This is a genomic window from Nocardioides sp. Z21_20, assembly GCF_059766585.1.
The window spans coordinates 66,350-82,339 of record NZ_JCBAJX010000009.1; the positions used below are offsets into that span (position 1 = coordinate 66,350).

The window sequence follows — 15,990 nt, forward strand, 5'->3', positions numbered from 1 at the left end:
CCCTGCTCCTGCGCCCGCCCCGCCTACCCGGAGGTAACTGGAGGATCGCACGCACCAGGTGCACGGGAATCTCCAGTTACCCGTGGGTCACTGGGGCGGGCGGGTCAGGGGGCGGTGAGGTGCTCGGAGAGGTCCCAGAGGCGACGGGCGCGCTCGGGGTCCACGGCGTACGAGCGGTGCCGGGGGCTCACCGCGCAGTCGGCGAGGTAGACGCCGCCGATGTCCGCCAGCTCCGGCGAGGTGGCCGCCCACACCTGGGTGGCCGCGCCCTGCTCGACGTCGAGGAAGCTCATCCGCGGCTTCGCGTCCCCGGACGCCCCGCCACTGGACGCCCCACCACCCGACGCCCCCTCACCAGCGGAGGGCTTCACCGCGGCCGCCATCGCCGCCATCCGCTTGAAGTCGTCGCGGTCCATGTGCCGGGCGAGGTCGGTGGCGACCATGCCCGGGTGTACGGCGTACGCCCGGACGCCGCGCTCGCGCAGGCGCCGGTCGAGCTCGACGGTGAACAGGATGTTGGCGGTCTTCGACGCCCCGTAGGCGGCGAACTTCTCGTAGTCGCGGCGCTGCCAGTTCGGGTCGTCGAGGTCGAGGTCGGCGATGCTGTGCCCCGCGGAGCTGAGGTTGACCACCCGGGAGCCGGCGACCAGCAGCGGCTCCAGCAGCCGGGTCAGCGCGAAGTGTCCGAGGTGGTTCGTGCCGAACTGCAGCTCGAAGCCGTCCTCGGTGCGCCCGAACGGCGTGAACATCACCCCGGCGTTGTTGACGAGCAGGTCCAGCCGGTCGACCCGGGCCAGCACGTCCGCGGCGCCGCGTCGCACGGACGCCAGCGAGGCCAGGTCGAGCAGCACGCTCTCCACCGCCGCCCCCGGCACCAGGGCCCGTACCCGCTCGGTCGCCTCCGCGCAGCGGGCCGCGTCCCGGCCCGCCATCAGCACCCGCGCGCCGACCGAGGCCAGCGCCCGCGAGGTCTCCAGGCCGAGGCCGCTGGTGGCGCCGGTGACCAGACACGTCATACCCGTCAGCGTGATGCCGGCGAGCACGTCGTCGGTGGTCGGGACCGGCGCTCCCGGGGTCGGCGAGTCGCTCATGCGTCGAGCATCCGCTGCACGTGGCCGAGCAGGTCGGGGTAGCGCTGCAGGTGCGCGCCGCCGTTGAGGTCGATGACCTCGCCGGTCAGCCACTGAGCACGCGTCAGGAAGACCACCGCCTCGGCGATCTCCTCCGCGGTGCCCACCCGCCCCAGCGGGGTGTTCGCGACGTAGTCCTCGCGCACCCCGGGGATCTCCATCGACCCCTCGGTCAGTGCCGTCAGCACCAGCCCGGGCGCCACCGCGTTGACGCGGATCCCGCGCGGTCCGAGCTCGAGCGCGGCGACCTCGGTGAGCATCGAGACCCCCGCCTTGGCCGCGCAGTACGCCGCCATCCCGGCCGCCGGCTGCCGGGCGTTGAGGCTGCTGAGCAGGGTGATGGACCCGCCTGCGGGCATCCGCCGCGCGGCGTGCTTCACGACCAGGAAGGAGCCGGTGAGGTTGACGTCGACCAGGCCGCGGAACTCCTCCACCGCCAGGTCCGTGACCGCTCCCAGCCCGCCGACGCCGGCGGTGCTGACCACGGTGTCCAGGCGCCCGCACCGAGCCAGCACCTCGTCGAGCAGGGCCTCGACGGCCGGCTCGTCGCAGACGTCCACCGCTGCCGCGTGCGCGCCCTCGAGCGACTCGGCGACCGCGGCGGCGCCTCCGGCGTCGCGGTCCGCCACGGTGACGCGGCAGCCCTCGGCGGCCAGCGCCCGGGCGGTGGCGCGACCGATCCCGGAGGCACCTCCGACGACGACGGCGACGGGACTGCCGGCGGGTCCCGACGACGGGGGCGGTGCGTTCACGGGCGGTCTCCTGATGCGTGTCGACGTCTCTTGACGCCCGTCAACCTAGCCCCTAGCGTCGCCCAGCGACAGGCCGCGCTGTGAACTGACTCACACCCCGGCCGCCCCTCCCCGCTAGGAGCCCTCGTGCCCGGACCCACCACCGCGATCATCGGCGCCGGCATCAGCGGCCTGACCAGCGCGAAGATGCTCAACGACTACGACGTGCCGCACACCGTCTTCGAGCTCTCCGACCGCGTCGGCGGCAACTGGGCGTTCGGCAACCCCAACGGCGCCAGCAGCGCCTACCGCTCGCTGCACATCGACACCTCCAAGCACCAGCTGTCCTTCCGCGACTACCCGATGCCCGAGGACTACCCCGACTTCCCGCACCACACGCTGATCAAGGACTACCTCGACGGGTACGCCGACGCGTTCGGCCTGCGCGAGCACATCGAGTTCGAGAACGGCGTCGAGCACGCGCGCCGCCTGGACGGCGGCGGCTGGGAGATCCGCGACCAGCGCGGCGACCTGCGCCACTTCGACTTCCTGGTGGTCGGCAACGGCCACCACTGGGACCCCCGCTACGCGCGCTTCCCCGGCGAGTTCACCGGCACCACCATGCACTCCCACCACTACGTGGACCCGCAGAGCCACGGGCTGAGCGGCAAGCGGATCCTCGTCGTCGGGATCGGCAACAGCTCCGCCGACATCACCGTCGAGCTGTCCTCGCGCACCCTCGACAACACCGTGGTGCTCTCCACCCGCTCGAGCGCCTGGATCGTGCCGAAGTACATCGCCGGCGCCCCGGCCGACAAGTACTTCAAGACCTACCCCGGCATCCCCTACGCCTGGCAGCGCCGGATGGTGCAGTTCGGGACGCCGAAGATGACCGGGCGCCCCGAGCAGATCGGCCTGCCCACCCCGAACCACAAGTTCTTCGAGGCCCACCCCACCCAGTCGGTCGAGCTGCCGCTGCGGCTGGGCTCCGGCGACGTCACCGCCAAGCCGAACGTGACCCGCCTGGACGGCGAGACGGTGCACTTCGAGGACGGCACCAGCGCCGACTTCGACGTGATCATCTACGCCACCGGCTACCACATCACCTTCCCGTTCTTCGACCCCGAGTTCCTCTCCGCGCCCGACAACCACATCCCGCTGTACAAGCGGATGTTCAAGCCCGGCGTCGACGACCTGGCCCTGGTCGGCTTCGCGCAGTCCACGCCCACGCTGTTCCCGTTCGTGGAGGCCCAGGCCCGCCTGGTCGGCGCGTACGCCGTGGGCCGCTACCGGCTGCCCGACGTCGCCGAGATGGAGCGGGTGATCCTCGCCGAGCAGCAGAAGTACACCGGCCACATGGTGCCCACGCCGCGCCACACCCAGCAGGTCGACTACTTCCTCTACGAGCACGACATGCGCACCAAGGAGATCCCGGCCGGGCTGGCGCGGGCCCGCGCGCACGGCGCGCCCAGGCTGGCCGGCCGGGCCCTCGACCAGGCCGGCGCCGGGGCCTCCGCGTGAACCGCGCCCTGCCCAGCGACCGCCGCCCGGCCCCGCGCGGCGACGTACGACGCGCGGAGCTGCTGCGTGCCCTCGACGAGGTGCTGCGCGAGACCGGCGGCGACCTCGAGCCGGTGAACATCGCCGACATCTCGCATCGCGCCGGGGTCACCCGCTCGGCGTTCTACTTCTACTTCGAGAACCTCGCGGCGGCGGTCGCGGCGGTCTCGCAGGAGATGTACGACGAGATCCTCGCGGTCACCGACGTACTGGTCGGGCAGGACCCGCCGCGCGAGCGGATCACCAGCACCGTCCACGGCCTGGTCGACATCTGGGACCGCCACCGCCACCTGCACCGGGCGCTGCTCGAGGCGCACGACGCCTCGCCGGGCGTGCGTGGGATGTGGGAGACCGGGCGCCGGATGCTGGTGGAGCGGATCGCGGCGATGATCGAGGCGGAGCGGGCCCGCGGAGCCGCGCCACCCGGACCGGACGCCGTACACCTCGCGACCGTCCTGCTCGACCTCAACGAGAGCCTGCTCGCGCGACTGACCTACGTCGCCGACGCCGACCGCGCGGGCCTGGCCGAGGCCACCATCGCGATCTGGCTGCGCTCGGTCCACGGCCACCTCGACCCGTCCACCGAAGGGACCCCCCGATGACCCCGATCTCCTTCGACTCCCACGGCACCCGCTGCGACGCGTGGCACTTCACCGCCGCCTCCGACGCCCTCGCCTCGGCGGCGGGGCGACCGGTGGTGGTGATGGCGCACGGGCTCGGCGGTACCAAGGACTCCGGCCTGGCGCCGTTCGCGACCGCGCTGGCCGCGGCCGGGCTGGACGTGCTCGCCTTCGACTACCGCGGCTTCGGCGCCAGCGACGGGACGCCACGCCAGCGGGTCTCCGCGCAGGGCCAGGTCGAGGACTACCGGGCGGCGATGCACGCCGCCGCGCGTCTCGACGGCGTCGACCCGCAGCGCCTGGTGCTGTGGGGCGTCTCGCTGGCCGGCGGTCACGTGCTGGCCGCCGGCGCCCGGCGCGACGACGTGGCCGCGGTCGTCTCGCTCACCCCGCTGGTCGACGGACTGGCCGCCGGACGACTCGCCCTGCAGCACCACCGCCCGGGCCAGCTGCTGCGCTCGAGCGCGGCCGGGGTCCGCGGCCGGGTCGCCGAGCTGGCCGGGCGCGGGCAGGTGATGATCCCGCTGGTGGCGCGGCCCGGCGAGCTGGGGGCGCTCACCCTGGACGGCGCGCTGGAGGACTACCGCTCGCTGGCCGGGCCCACCTGGCGCAACGAGGTGGACGCCGGCGTGACGCTGGAGCTGGGCCGGGTGCGCCCGGGCAGGCACGCCGCCGAGCTGCGGGCGCCGTTGCTGGTGCAGATCGCGGACTTCGACCGCAGCGCCCCGCCGCACGCGGCCGCCCGGGCGGCGTTCGCGGGGCGCGCCGAGGTACGCCACTACCCCTGCGACCACTTCGACGTCTGGCCGGGCAAGTCCCAGCACGAGCGGGTGGTCGCCCACCAGGTGGCGTTCCTGACCCGCGCGCTCGCGGTCGGCTGAGGTGGGGCGTGTCGGGGCGCTGGAGGGGGCGGCGCCGGGTCGTGGCGGCCCCGGGTCGTGGAGCGGGCAACGCCTGGTTGTGTGCCTGAGCACGCGCCATACCGCGTCCACGGGCACACGACCCACAGGGGGCGGAGCGGGCGACGCGAGTCATTCAGGGCAACGCCGGGTCGTGTGCCTGACCACGCGCCCTACCGCGCCCACGGACACACGACCCACAGGGGGCGGAGCGGGCGACACGAGTCATTCAGGGCAACGCCGGGTCGTGTGCCTGAGCACGCGCGATACCGCGCCCACGGGCACACAACCCACAGCGGGCGAGCGGGCAACGACACCCAGAGCGGGCGACGCCGGCTCGTGTGCCTGACCACGCGCCATACCGCGCCCACGGACACACAACCCCCCAGCGGCGGACCGGGCAGCGCCACCCAGACAGGCCGACGCCGGCTCGTGTGCCTGACCACGCGCCATACCGCGCCCAGGGACACACAACCCACAGGGGCGGAGCGGGCGGCGCCACCCAGACAGGGCAACGCTGCGTCGGTCAGGCGCGGCCCGGGACCGTCCTTGGCCAGGGCATCGCCTGCTCGAGCTGGGTGGCGACCGCGAGGAGCAGGCCCTCCCCGCCGAGGTCGGCGACGAGCTGGACCCCGATCGGCAGTCCGGTGCCGTCCGCGCCCGTGCCGTCCAGCCCCGCCGGCACCGACACCGCCGGCGAGCCGGTGACGTTGAAGACGCTGGTGAAGGCGGAGTACGTCGTGGCGTGCTCGTAGATGCTCTCCGGGCGGGTGGTGTCGAGCAGCCCGAGCGGCGGCGCCGGCTGGGCGAGCGTGGGACACAGCAGCAGGTCGTACGACGTGAACGCGGCGCCGACGTGCCAGCCGATGTCCTGCACCGCGCGCAGCGCCCGGTTCAGGTCGGCCGCGGAGAGGGTGGAGTAGTGCTCGTACATCATCCGGGTGAACGGCTCCACGTCGTCCTCGCGCAGCGTCCGGCCGAGCTCGGCGAGCCGGTCGTCGATGCTGACGACGAGGTGAGCGCCCATCACCACGCTGGAGTCGGCGGCGACCTGCCCGGGGTCGTACGGCGCGTCGATGGGCGTGACCTCGTGGCCGAGCTCCTCCAGCTGCTGGGCGACGCGCAGGGTGGCCTCGACACAGCGCGGGTGCGTCTGACGTCCGGGCAACGAGGTGTACAGGCCGATCCTCAACCGTCCCGGCGTCCGCGCGGCCAGCTCGGTGAACGAGGCGGCCGGCGTGGGCGCGGCGAAGGCGTCACCGGGCAGCGGGCCCGCCGCGACGTCGAGCAGCAGCGCGCTGTCGCGGACCGTGGTGGTGACCGCGTGCTGCACGCTGACCAGGTTGGCCAGCGAGGCCGTGGACGGCGCGGTGCTGACCCGGCCGCGGCTCGGCTTGAGACCGAACAGGCCGCAGGCCGAGGCGGGGATCCGGATCGACCCGCCGCCGTCGCTGGCGTGGGCCACCGGCACCATCCCCGCGGCGACCGCGGCCGCCGACCCGCCGCTGGACCCGCCGGGCGAGCGGTCGGTGCCCCAGGGGTTGCGGGTCGGGCCCTGCCAGGTCGGCTCGGTGCTCGCGTTCAGCCCGAACTCCGGGGTGTTGGTGGTGCCGAGCACCACCATTCCGGCCTGTCGGTAGCGGGCGACGATCTCGCTGTCGCGGGTCGCCACCGCCTCGGCGAACAGCCGGGAGCCGCCGGTCGCCGGCAGCCCGGCGACCTCGGTGCCGAGGTCCTTGATCAGGATCGGCACGCCGCGCAGCGGGCCGTCGGGCAGACCGGCCTCGACCTCGGCCAGCGCCTGCTCGTAGCGCCGGCTCACCATCACGTTGAGCTCGGCGTCGCCGTGCTCGATCCGGGCGATCGCGTCCTCGGCGACCTCGCGCGCGGACAGCTCGCCGGCGGCGATCGCGGCGGCCAGCCCGGTCGCGTCGCGGCCACCCAGCGACGCCCCCGACGCCGCCCCCACCGAGGCCGCACGCCCCGAGGCGGAACGCCCCGAGGCCACCGAGCCCCCCATCAGTTCGCCACGTGGTGGCACGCCACCGTGTGGCCGGTGGCGATCTCGCGCATCACCGGCTCCTGCTGCGCGCACAGCTCGGTGGCGAGCGGGCAGCGGGTCCGGAAGCGGCAGCCCGAGGGCGGGTTCAGCGGCGAGGGCAGCTCGCTGGCGACCTGGTGGCCGTGCGGGTGCTCCACCGCCTCACCGGGGATCGAGGCCAGCAGCAGCCGGGTGTAGGGGTGCACGGACTTGATGTGCATCTCGTCGGAGGGCACGACCTCGCAGGCCTTGCCCAGGTACATCACCATCACCTTGTCGCTGATGTTCTTCACCACCGACACGTCGTGGGCGATGAAGACCATGCTCAGCCCGAAGCGGCGCGCGCTCTGCTCGAGCAGGTTCAGGATCTGCGCCTGCACCGACACGTCGAGGCTGGAGACCGGCTCGTCGCAGATCAGCACGTCGGGGTCCATCATCAGCGCCCGCGCGATGCACACCCGCTGGCACTGGCCGCCGGACAGCTCGTGCGGGTGCTTGTCGCGTACGGCGGCCGGGTCGAGGCCGACCGCACGCAGCGCCTCGTCGACCTTGGTGGCCTTGTCGTCGCCGTCGTAGCCCCAGATCGACAGGCCCTCCCAGACCAGGTCCTTGACCTTGCGGCGCGGGTTCAGCGCGGACACCGGGTCCTGCATGATGATCTGCATCCGCGCGCGGGCCCGGCGCAGCTCCTTGGGGCTCAGCGAGGTCAGCTCGAGGTCGCCGAGCTTGACGCTGCCGGAGTCCGGCGAGGGCAGCTGGATCAGCGCCCGCCCGATCGTGGACTTGCCGCAGCCGGACTCCCCCAGGATGCCGAGCGTCTGACCGGGCTGCACCTCCAGGCTGACCCCGGAGACGGCGTGCACGATCTGGCCACGGCCGACCGGGAACTCCACCACGATGTCCTCGGCGCGCAGGGTCGAGACGTGGGCGCGGGTGCCGGGCTCGGTCACGGACGTGGCGCTCATGCTCCGACCTCCTGGTGCAGTGGGGCGGTCAGTGGGAAGTGGCAGGCGACGACGCTGTCGGTGCGGGCGCCGCGCAGCTCCAGCGCCGGCGACTCGACGTGGCAGCGCTCGACCGCGTAGCGGCAGCGCGCCGCGAAGCGGCAGCCCGCCGGCGGGGTGAGCAGGTTCGGCGGCGAGCCCTCGATCGTGGGCAGCAGCGTGTGCGGCCGGGAGTCGATGCGCGGGATCGACTCGATCAGCGCCTGGCTGTAGGGGTGGCGCGGCGCCCCGAACACGCTGTCGGTGTCGGAGGACTCCGCGATCCGCCCGCCGTACATCACCGCGACCCGGTCGGTGCGCCCGGCGACCGTGCCGAGGTCGTGGCTCACCAGGATGGTGGCCATGTCGAGCTCCTCGCTGAGCGTCTGCAGCAGGTCGAGGATCTGCTTCTGCACGGTCACGTCGAGCGCGGTGGTCGGCTCGTCGGCGATCAGCAGCTTGGGGTCGCAGGCCAGCGCCATCGCGATCACCACCCGCTGCCGCATCCCGCCGGAGAGTTCGTGCGGGTACTGCCCGGCCCGGCGGGCGGGCTCGGGGATGCCCACCTGGCGCAGCAGCTCGACGGCCCGATCGCGGGCCGCGCCGCGGCTCAGCCCGAGGTGGGCGCGCAGGCTCTCGGTGAGGTGCAGCCCGACCTTCTTGACCGGATTGAGCGAGGTCATCGGGTCCTGGAAGACCATCGCCACCTCGGTGCCCCACAGCGACCGGCGCTGAGCGGGCTTGAGGGCGTGCACGTCGCGTCCGCCGATCCGGACCGTGCCGGTCACCCGGCTGGTGTCGCCGTTGCTGATCAGGCCCATGATCGTGCGGCCGAGCACGGACTTGCCGGACCCGGACTCGCCGACGATGCCCAGGGTCTCCCCGGGGGCCAGGGTGAGCGAGACGCCGTCGACGGCGTGCATCTCGCCGCGCGGAGTGCGGAAGACGGTGTGCAGGTCATCGACCTCGAGCAGGGGGGCGGTCACAGTTTCACGCTCCGGGAGTCCCAACGCGCGCGGGCCTTCTCGCCCACGAGGTTGAAGGCGAAAACGGTCAGGAAGAGGAACATGCCGGGCACCAGGATGATGTGCGGGTGGTCCTCGAAGACGTCACCCTCACCCTCGGCGATCATGTTGCCCCAGGTGGGCTCCGGCGGCTGGATGCCGAGCCCGAGGAAGCTCAGCGACGCCTCGGCCACGATCAGCACCGAGATCATCACGATCGCCAGCGACACCAGCGGCAGCAGCACGTTGGGCAGCAGCTCGCGCAGCATGATCCGGCCCCGGGTGGCCCCCAGCGCGCGGGCGGCCACGACGAACTCGCGGTTGGCGTACGACATCGTGGTGGCCCGGGACAGCCGGACCATGCTCGGGATCGTCAGCAGCGACAGCGAGAACGCGATGTTGCGCAGGTTGGGCTCCAGCACGGTCGCCAGCGCGATCAGCAGGATGAGCGGGGGTACGGCGAGCAGCGAGTTGGTGAAGACGCCGACCAGCCGGTCGAAGGTCTTCTTGAAGTAGCCGGCCATCAGCCCGATCGCCCCGCCGATGATCGTGCCGATCAGCACCGCGCTGAGCGCGATCAGCAGCGACGAGCGCGCGCCGTACACCGAGCGGGCGAGCAGGTCGAGGCCGAAGCCGTTGGTGCCCAGGGGGTGGTCCGAGGTCGGGTCCGGCCGGGCGAAGGGCTCCTCGAGCAGGGTCGTGGCGACGTCCTGGTGCTCGGAGAACGGCAGCAGCGGCGCGAGCGCGGCCACCACGACCAGGCCGATCAGCCACGCCATCGCCAGCCAGTAGGTCAGGTCGAAGCCGGGTCCGGACAGGGTGCGCCCGAGCCGGCTGCCGCCGACCATCGCCAGGGCGAAGCCGCCGAGGATCAGCAGCAGCTTGATCGGGGTGAGCAGCAGCGCCGTGGTGGCGCCGAAGCCGAGCAGGATCAGGCCCAGCACGGTGAGCGCCCCGCCCAGCAGCAGCTGGTTGCGGCGCGAACCCGAGGCCGGCGCCGGCTCCGGCGCGGTCCCGGGGGCGAGCGCGGCGGCCTGGGGGGCCAGCGCGGTGGGGGGGACCTGCGCCTCGAGCCCGGTCGGGTCGGGGTCCGCCGAGCCGGGAGTGAGTGAGGTGCTGGGCTCAGACATGGGCACGTCGCGTCCTCGGGTCGAGATAGCCGTATGACAGGTCGATGCCGGCGTTGATCAGCACGTACAGGACCGCGATCACCAGGACCGCCCCCTGCACCATCGGGAAGTCGCCCTGGTTGGCGGCGTTGACGACCAGGGAGCCCATGCCGGGCAGCGAGAAGAGGTACTCCACGATCACGGTGCTGCCGATCAGGCGCCCGAGGCTGAGTCCCAGCAGCGTGACCAGGGAGAACGAGGAGGGGCGCAGCGCGTCGGAGAAGAGGATCCGCAGGGGATGCATCCCCTTCGCCCGAGCCGCGAGGATGTAGTCCTCGCGCAGCGTGGTGATCAGGTCGCCGCGCAGCACCCGCGAGAACATCGCGAGCTCGGCGAGCGCCACGGTCAGCGCCGGCAGGAAGGCGTGGTGCAGGTTCTCGAAGAGGCCACCCTCCCCGAGCCGCACCCACTCCGAGCGGGGGAACCAGCCGGTCCCGCTGACCAGCAGCAGGATCAGCAGCAGTCCGGCCAGGAAGCTCGGGATCGAGAGCAGGGCGAAGGTGCTCGCCCCGATCAGGCGGTCGATCTTGCCGCCCTCGTGGTACGCCGCGCGCATCGCGACCGGGACCGCGACGAGCAGGGCCATCAGCAGGCCCATCACGGCGATCTGGATGCTGACGGGGAGGGCAGAGGCGATCCGGTCGATCACGTCGGACTGCGGGGGGACCACGGACTGGCCGAGGTCCCCCTGCACGGCACTGCCGAGCCAGTCGACGTACCGGGAGAGCATCGGGTCGTCCAGGCCGAGCTGCGTGCGCAGCTCGGCGTAGGCCTCCGGTGCCCGCCCGGCTCCCAGGATCGCCACTGCAGGGTCACCGGGGAGCAGCGCCATCAACGAGAAGACCCCGAAGCTGACAATGAGCAGGACGAGTCCCAGCTCCCCGATCTGCAGGGCGATCCTACGGATCACGGCACGATCCACGCGTCAGAGAAGTCGGGCATGTACTCGGCCGCCATCGCCACGCCGTGCACGTTGTCGTTCCAGGCGTGGAACGCGGCGCTCGCGCCGGTGATGACCGAGGGCACGTCCTCGTTCATCAGGGCCTGGATCTCGTCCAGCGAGGCCTGGATCTCCTCGTCGGTACCCGCGGCCTGGAGCTCGGCCAGCGCGGTGTCCATCGCCTCGGAGGCGTAACCGGTGGCGTTGCCGTAGCTGGTGGAGCTGAGGTTGTTGACCAGACGGTGGTACGGGTCGGACTCCGAGACGCTGAGCGCGCCGCGGGCGATGTCGAAGTCGTGGTCGACGAAGACCCGGCTGGTCTGGTCGGCGATCGAGGCGACCAGGTCGGTCTTCACGGTGAAGCCGACGCGCTCGAGCATCGCCTTCATCGCCACCGCCTGGGTGCGCGAGGTCGGGTCGGTGCCGTCCATGTAGGTGACGACGCCGTCGAAGCCGTCGGCCTTGGCCTCCTCGACCAGCTTCTTGGCCTCCTCCAGGTCCGTCGGCAGCGCGGCGTCGCTGGTGTCCCACTTGGACTCCGGCGGGAACATCTCCTTGCCCGCCATGCCCTTGCCCTCGTAGGAGCGCTTGTAGTCGAGCTCGGGCTCGTAGGCCAGCGCGATCGCCTTGCGCACGCGCGGGTCGGAGCCCGGGTAGCCCTCGCGGTTGTTGATGGTGAGCGTGTTGCCCAGGCTGGTCAGGGTCAGGTGCCCGGCGTGCCCGGCGTCCACGGCCTGGTCGACGACCTTCGGGTCGCGCATGTAGGTGACGTCGGCGCTGCCGTCCTCGAGGGCGTCGAGCTTGGCCTCGTCGGCCAGCGGCCAGAAGATCCGGATGCTGTCGAGGTGCGGCTTGCCGTCCCAGTAGTTCTCGTTGGCGGTGAGGATGAGCTCCTCGGCCGGCTTGTAGGAGTCGAAGACGAAGGCCCCGGCGCCGATCGGCTTGAACTCCGCACCGGCGTAGGAGGCGGGGGCGACGATCATGCCCGAGGCCTGCGCCAGCATCGAGGGGAACTTGGCCCACGCGTTGTTGAGGTTGAAGACGACCGTGCGCTCGTCCTTGGCGTCCATGCCCGCGAGGTTCGGCGCGAGCATCGCGGTGTCGGCGCCCTGGTTCTTCATGTACCAGTTGATGCTGCCGATCACGGCCTTGGCGTCCAGCGGCGTGCCGTCGGAGAAGTTGACGCCCTCGCGCAGGGTCAGCGTCCAGGTCTTGAAGTCCTCGCTGCTCTCCAGGGACTCGGCGAGCTTGGGCGTGTACTCCTGGGTCTCGGCGTCGAGGGTCATCAGGGTGTCGTAGACCGCGACCATCGCGCCGCCGCCGGACGCTCCCGTTGCGTAGCTGGCGGCGGGGCTGAGGCTGCGGATCTCGCCGTAGTCGGCGAAGTCCAGGGTGCCACCCTCGACCGGCTCGCCGGCCTCGGCCTGGTCCCCGATCACACCGAAGGTGTAGCGGCCGCGGTCGACTTCAGCGCTGCCCTTCCCCTCGTTGCCCTTCTCGTCGTCGTCGGTGGATGCGCACGAGCTCAGTAGCAGGGCGCCGGCGACGGCCGCGACGGCGAGACGAGCGCTGACACGATGGGTCGACTTCATTGTTCCTCCAGGTCGGGATGCAGGTGGACTTTCGGGCAGCCACCGTGCAGGACCCGACGCTAGGTGGCGTGGCGTGGATCACGTGACGCACGTCCCACTGATCGGAAGAAATTAAGACGCGCATCTGAACCCGGTGTTCCCGGCCGTGGACCGGGGGGTGCTGGAGGAGCGTGCCGCGACGCGGTAGCGATGGCAGTACGACGCGTGGCACAGGTAGGAGCCGCCGCGCAGCACCCGCCGGGTGCCTGCGGGCGGACCGGCCGGCGCGAGCAGCGGCGCCCCGACGGAGCTCGGCGAGAACCAGTCCGCGCACCACTCCCAGACGTTGCCGGCCATCTGCAGAAGCCCATAGCCGTTGGGCTCGTAGGAGTGGACCGGGGCGGTGCCCAGGTGTCCGTCGGCGAGGGTGTTGGCGTGCGGGAAGTCGCCCTGCCAGATGTTGCAGCGCCAGCGCTCCTCACCGTCGGGGCCCACCTCGGTCAGCCGGTCGCCCCACGGGTAGCGCCTCCCGTGCAGGCCGCCGCGCGCGGCGTACTCCCACTCGGCCTCGGTGGGCAGCCGCGCGCCGGCCCACGCGGCGTACGCCGTGGCGTCGCGCCAGGACACGTGCACCACCGGGTGCTCGGACAGGGCCGCGGCGTCCGAGCCGCGCCCCGCGGGACGGCGCCAGTCGGCGCCGCGGACCACCAGCCACCACGGCGCCTGGTCCACCGCCCGCACGACGTCGGCGTCCGGGCCGGTGTGGGCGAGGTGGAAGACCGCGCTCAGGCCGGCCAGCTCGGCGTCGGTGACGTGCCCGGCGGCCTCGACGAACTCCGCGAACTGCGCGTTGGTCACGGTCGTGGCGTCGAGGTGGAACGACGCCAGCATCACCGCCCGCACCGGGCCCTCCCCGTCCTCGGGGTAGCCCTCCGCGAAGTGGTCCCCCATCGCGAACCCGCCGCCCGGGATCGGCCGGCGCCCGGCCCGCCGAGCCGGCGAGCGGGTCGCGGCGTTGCGGGGGCGTTCGGGCTGCTCCGGTCGCTGCGGGTCCGGCGCGAGCCCGCCCGGGGAGCAGCAGCCGCTCACCCGTCGAGCTCGATGTCGACGCGCTCGATCCGCCCGCCGGCGAACGGGTAGCTGACCGGGTAGTCGCCGACCGGCGAGCCGGTGGTGAGCCCGATGTCGAAGGTCTCGTCGATGGAGAAGATGGCCGGCGGGGTGACCGCGACCCGGCCCTCGTCCACCGCCTCGCCGTCCACCACCAGGGTGATCGTGGCGCCGCGCCCGCGCCCGCCGCCGTCGTACTTCAAGGTCACCTCGACCTGGTGGCGTCCCGCCGCCAGCGGCGCGCCGCGCAGCTCCAGCTCTGCCATCTCGAAGGTGCGGTAGGTCAGCACGGGGCGGCCGTCCTGGCTCAACCACAGCGACCAGCCGGCGGCGCGGCCGCCCATCGTGGCCACCACCCCGCGCACGCTCGCGTCGGCAGCCACCTCGAGCCCGGCGCGCAGGTGCCAGGAGCGGCCCAGCATCCGGGGCGCGTTGCTCTCGGGGATGCCGACGGTGCCCGCGTGGAAGGTGAAGCTGGTGCGGTCCTCGACCAGGTTCGGCATCGGGGTGCGCGAGACCCGGGTGTCGCGCAGCGGCCAGATGCCGACCCGCTCGGCGTGCCGGCCGAACAGCTCCACCAGCTCCGCGAGCCGCTCCGGCTCCTGCGCGGCGAGGTCGTGGGCCTGGCTGAAGTCGGTGGTCAGGTCGTAGAGCTCCCACACGTCGTCCTCGAACGGGCGCGGGCGCCCCGGCGGCAGCCCGACCGTCCAGGGCACGCCCCCGTGGTGGGCCGAGGCGAGCCAGCCGCGGTGGTAGACCGAGCGGTGGCCGTTGACCTCGAAGTACTGCGTCTGGTGCTCCTCGGGCGCCTGCGGGGAGTTGAAGGAGTACACCAGGCTGGTGCCGTCCATCGGCAGCTGCTCCACGCCGTCGACGCTGTCGGGGGCGGCGATCCCGGCGAGCTCCAGGACCGTGGGCGCGAGGTCGTTGACGTGCGCGAACTGCTCGCGCATCCCGCCCGGCTCGTGGATCCCGGCCGGCCAGGTCAGCACCATCGGGTTGCGGGTGCCGCCCAGGTGCGAGGCGACCTGCTTCATCCACTGGAACGGCGCGGTCATCGCCCACGCCCAGCCCGCGGGGTATTGCGCGTAGGAGTCGGGGCCGCCGATCCGGTCGAGGCCGGCCAGCTGCTGCGCGGTGGACTCCTGGAGCCCCTGCAGCGCACCCATGTAGTTGAGCGACCCGGGTGGCCCGCCCTCGGCGCTGCTGCCGTTGTCGCCGACGATGTAGCAGAACAGGGTGTCCTCGAACTGGCCGCTGGCCTCGAGCTCGTCGACGAGGCGGCCCAGGTGGGTGTCGGTGTGCTCGAGGAAGCCCGCGTAGACCTCCATCAGCCGGATCGCGACGGTGCGCTCGTCGTCGTCGAGGTCGGCCCAGGCCGGGATCTCCTCGGGTCGCGGGGTCAGGTCGGTGTCGGCCGGCAGCACGCCGCGTCGCTTCTGCTCGTGCAGGATCCGCTCGCGCATCGCGTCCCAGCCCTCGTCGAAGCGGCCGGCGTACCGCGCGCTCCACGGGCCGGGTACGTGTAGCGGCGCGTGCGTCGCGCCCGGGGCGAGATAGAGGAAGAAGGGCCGCTCGGGGGTCATCGCGCGCTGCATCCGCACCCACTCGATCGAGCGGTCCACCAGGTCCTCGGTGAGGTGGTAGTCGTCGCGGTCAGGCCGCTCGACAGGCCGGGTGCCCTCGTAGAGGGTCGGCTCGTACTGGTGGGTCTCGCCGCCGAGGAAGCCGTAGAAGGTGTCGAAGCCCTGCCCGGTGGGCCAGCGGTCGAACGGGCCGACCTGGGAGGACTCCCAGGCCGGCGCCAGGTGCCACTTGCCGATGCAGGCGGTGCTCCAGCCGTGGTCCTGCAGGATCGTCGCGAGTCCGGCGGTCTCCGCGCGCAGCACGCCGCGGTACGCCGGGTGGTCGAAGGCCGAGTTCAGCACCGTGCCGACGCCGGTGACGTGCGGGTCGCGGCCGGTGAGCAGCGAGGCGCGGGTCGGCGAGCAGATGGCGGTGGTGTGGAACCGGTTGTAGCGCAGGCCCCGCGCGGCGAGCCGGTCCAGGGTGGGGGTCGCGATCACGCCACCGAACGTCGCGGGCGCGCCGAAGCCGACGTCGTCGAGCAGCACCACGACGACGTTGGGTGTGCGGGTGGCGGGGGTCATCTGGGCTCCTGGTCCGCGCTAAGATACGTGTCTTACGCCGGACGCTAAGACAGCCGCCTCAGGGCGTCAACGGTCCGTCCCG

The 15,990-nt window shown here is 72.7% G+C and carries 13 protein-coding genes; 3 read left to right on the forward strand and 10 right to left on the reverse strand.

Annotated elements, in window-relative coordinates; genetic code table 11:
* Positions 1 to 104: 104 nt before the first annotated feature.
* Both AC6EH9_RS14490 and AC6EH9_RS14495 read right to left on the reverse strand, forming a co-directional pair.
* The gene (locus tag AC6EH9_RS14490) at positions 105 to 1,091 is read right to left on the reverse strand and encodes an SDR family NAD(P)-dependent oxidoreductase (protein ID WP_498424105.1); all 987 of its coding nucleotides are present in this window, start codon (positions 1,089 to 1,091) and stop codon (positions 105 to 107) included.
* The gene (locus AC6EH9_RS14495; RefSeq protein ID WP_498424106.1) at positions 1,088 to 1,882 is read right to left on the reverse strand and encodes an SDR family NAD(P)-dependent oxidoreductase; all 795 of its coding nucleotides are present in this window, start codon (positions 1,880 to 1,882) and stop codon (positions 1,088 to 1,090) included. The genes AC6EH9_RS14490 and AC6EH9_RS14495 overlap by 4 nt, the downstream gene beginning before the upstream one ends.
* 126 nt (positions 1,883 to 2,008) lie before the next feature.
* On the opposite strand from AC6EH9_RS14495, the gene AC6EH9_RS14500 reads away from it, so the two are divergent.
* From AC6EH9_RS14500 to AC6EH9_RS14510, 3 genes are read left to right on the forward strand one after another with little or no spacing between them, the layout of a single operon-like run.
* Entirely contained in the window at positions 2,009 to 3,382 is a 1,374-nt protein-coding gene (locus AC6EH9_RS14500) for a flavin-containing monooxygenase (protein ID WP_498424107.1), read from the forward strand.
* Complete coding sequence (locus AC6EH9_RS14505; protein WP_498424108.1) at positions 3,379 to 4,023, forward strand: TetR/AcrR family transcriptional regulator; 645 nt, start codon at positions 3,379 to 3,381, stop codon at positions 4,021 to 4,023. The genes AC6EH9_RS14500 and AC6EH9_RS14505 overlap by 4 nt, the downstream gene beginning before the upstream one ends.
* Positions 4,020 to 4,922: an alpha/beta hydrolase gene (locus tag AC6EH9_RS14510; RefSeq protein WP_498424109.1), complete on the forward strand. Its 903-nt coding sequence runs from the start codon at positions 4,020 to 4,022 to the stop codon at positions 4,920 to 4,922. The genes AC6EH9_RS14505 and AC6EH9_RS14510 overlap by 4 nt, the downstream gene beginning before the upstream one ends.
* Before the next feature lie 544 nt (positions 4,923 to 5,466).
* Here AC6EH9_RS14510 and AC6EH9_RS14515 read toward each other — a convergent pair.
* The 8 genes from AC6EH9_RS14515 to AC6EH9_RS14550 all read right to left on the reverse strand — a co-directional run bounded on the left by AC6EH9_RS14515 (position 5,467) and on the right by AC6EH9_RS14550 (position 15,908).
* On the reverse strand, positions 5,467 to 6,948 hold the full coding sequence (locus AC6EH9_RS14515) for an amidase (protein ID WP_498424111.1): 1,482 nt from the start codon (positions 6,946 to 6,948) through the stop codon (positions 5,467 to 5,469).
* Between the two features lie 11 nt (positions 6,949 to 6,959).
* Complete coding sequence (locus tag AC6EH9_RS14520; protein WP_498424112.1) at positions 6,960 to 7,946, reverse strand: ABC transporter ATP-binding protein; 987 nt, start codon at positions 7,944 to 7,946, stop codon at positions 6,960 to 6,962.
* Positions 7,943 to 8,950, reverse strand: coding sequence for an ABC transporter ATP-binding protein (locus AC6EH9_RS14525; protein WP_498424113.1), 1,008 nt, complete (start codon positions 8,948 to 8,950; stop codon positions 7,943 to 7,945). Before AC6EH9_RS14525 ends, AC6EH9_RS14520 begins: the two co-directional genes overlap by 4 nt.
* A complete protein-coding gene (locus AC6EH9_RS14530) occupies positions 8,947 to 10,098 on the reverse strand; it encodes an ABC transporter permease (protein ID WP_498424114.1) in 1,152 nt (383 codons plus the stop codon). The genes AC6EH9_RS14525 and AC6EH9_RS14530 overlap by 4 nt, the downstream gene beginning before the upstream one ends.
* Complete coding sequence (locus tag AC6EH9_RS14535; RefSeq protein WP_498424116.1) at positions 10,091 to 11,047, reverse strand: ABC transporter permease; 957 nt, start codon at positions 11,045 to 11,047, stop codon at positions 10,091 to 10,093. The genes AC6EH9_RS14530 and AC6EH9_RS14535 overlap by 8 nt, the downstream gene beginning before the upstream one ends.
* Positions 11,044 to 12,669 carry an ABC transporter substrate-binding protein gene (locus AC6EH9_RS14540; protein WP_498424117.1) on the reverse strand — a complete coding sequence of 542 codons (1,626 nt, stop codon included), beginning with the start codon at positions 12,667 to 12,669 and terminating at the stop codon, positions 11,044 to 11,046. Before AC6EH9_RS14540 ends, AC6EH9_RS14535 begins: the two co-directional genes overlap by 4 nt.
* 111 nt (positions 12,670 to 12,780) lie before the next feature.
* Positions 12,781 to 13,737, reverse strand: coding sequence for a formylglycine-generating enzyme family protein (locus tag AC6EH9_RS14545; RefSeq protein ID WP_498424118.1), 957 nt, complete (start codon positions 13,735 to 13,737; stop codon positions 12,781 to 12,783).
* Positions 13,734 to 15,908, reverse strand: coding sequence for an arylsulfatase (locus AC6EH9_RS14550; protein WP_498424120.1), 2,175 nt, complete (start codon positions 15,906 to 15,908; stop codon positions 13,734 to 13,736). Before AC6EH9_RS14550 ends, AC6EH9_RS14545 begins: the two co-directional genes overlap by 4 nt.
* Positions 15,909 to 15,990 lie beyond the last annotated feature (82 nt).

Excerpts from the sequence above, each read along its gene's own strand:
- AC6EH9_RS14540 (WP_498424117.1), bottom strand. The coding sequence starts at position 12,669 with ATGAAGTCGACCCATCGTGTCAGCGCTCGTCTCGCCGTCGCGGCCGTC.
- AC6EH9_RS14490 (WP_498424105.1), bottom strand. The coding sequence starts at position 1,091 with ATGAGCGACTCGCCGACCCCGGGAGCGCCGGTCCCGACCACCGACGAC.
- AC6EH9_RS14510 (WP_498424109.1), top strand. The coding sequence starts at position 4,020 with ATGACCCCGATCTCCTTCGACTCCCACGGCACCCGCTGCGACGCGTGG.
- AC6EH9_RS14550 (WP_498424120.1), bottom strand. The coding sequence starts at position 15,908 with ATGACCCCCGCCACCCGCACACCCAACGTCGTCGTGGTGCTGCTCGAC.
- AC6EH9_RS14530 (WP_498424114.1), bottom strand. The coding sequence starts at position 10,098 with ATGTCTGAGCCCAGCACCTCACTCACTCCCGGCTCGGCGGACCCCGAC.
- AC6EH9_RS14520 (WP_498424112.1), bottom strand. The coding sequence starts at position 7,946 with ATGAGCGCCACGTCCGTGACCGAGCCCGGCACCCGCGCCCACGTCTCG.